At 38.0% G+C, this 1,091-nt stretch carries 1 protein-coding gene; it reads left to right on the top strand.

Going from position 1 to position 1,091, the window contains the following annotated elements; translation table 11 throughout:
- The coding region (gene ltrA, locus T537_RS0109485) for a group II intron reverse transcriptase/maturase (protein WP_034244643.1) at positions 1-1,091 on the top strand (1,091 nt) is incomplete at both ends.

Here is a 1,091-nt window from a genome sequence, read left to right as displayed (position 1 = left end):
AACGGAAAGCAACTTAAACAACAGTTATTGGAAGGGAAATATAAACCTAATCCAGTCCGAAGGGTAGAAATACCAAAAGAAACAAAAGGCGAGTTCAGAAAACTTGGAGTACCAACAGTTGTAGACCGCGTCTTTCAACAGGCAATTACACAGGTACTTTCGCCTATTTACGAGGAGCAGTTTTCAGAAAACAGTTTTGGCTTTCGTCCATGCAGAGGTGCTCATGATGCACTTAAGCAATGCCAGGCAAATGTTAATGATGGATATGTATATGTGGTAGATATGGATTTGGAGAAATTTTTTGATACAGTATGTCAGAGTAAACTTATTGAAGTATTATCACGAACCATCAAGGATGGAAGAGTCATTTCACTAATCCACAAATATCTCAATGCTGGAGTGATTAGCAGAGGGATATTTGAAAAGACAGAAGTAGGAATGCCACAAGGTGGACCGCTAAGCCCATTGCTCAGTAACATAATGCTGAATGAATTAGACAAGGAATTAGAGCATAGGGGACACCGATTTGTTCGTTATGCAGACGACTGTATGATTTTCTGCAAAAGTAAGAAAAGTGCAGAAAGAACCTTGGAAAACATCATACCATTTATTGAAGGGAAGCTTTTCTTGAAAGTGAACAGGAATAAAACGTGTGTGGAACATATCAGCAGAGTTAAGTACCTTGGTTATAGCTTTTATAGGTATCGAGGCAAATGCAGATTTAGAGTTCATCCAAAATCTATCGTAAAGATGAAGGATAAAATCCGAGAATTAACAAAACGTAGCAATGGATGGGGAAATGAATATCGTGCGCTAAAACTAACTCAATTTATAAGAGGATGGATAAACTACTTTGGATTGGCAGATATGAAGAATCTACTTCGAGAAACAGATGAATGGTTAAGGCATAAGATAAGGACAATCTACTGGAAACAATGGAAGAAGGCTAAAACAAAATTCAAGGAACTCAAAAAGTTAGGCGTGGAAGAAGGAAAAGCGTGGATATGCGCAAACATGCGAAATGGCAACTGGTATTGCGGTAGTTATTTTGTATTACAGACTGCGTTTAACAACAAGAAACTCCGTGAACT

The sequence above is a fragment of the Lachnospira multipara LB2003 genome (assembly GCF_000702205.1).
In the GTDB taxonomy this organism is placed as follows: Bacteria; Bacillota; Clostridia; order Lachnospirales; family Lachnospiraceae; genus Lachnospira; species Lachnospira multipara_A.
This window is presented reverse-complemented; position numbering and strand designations above follow the sequence as displayed.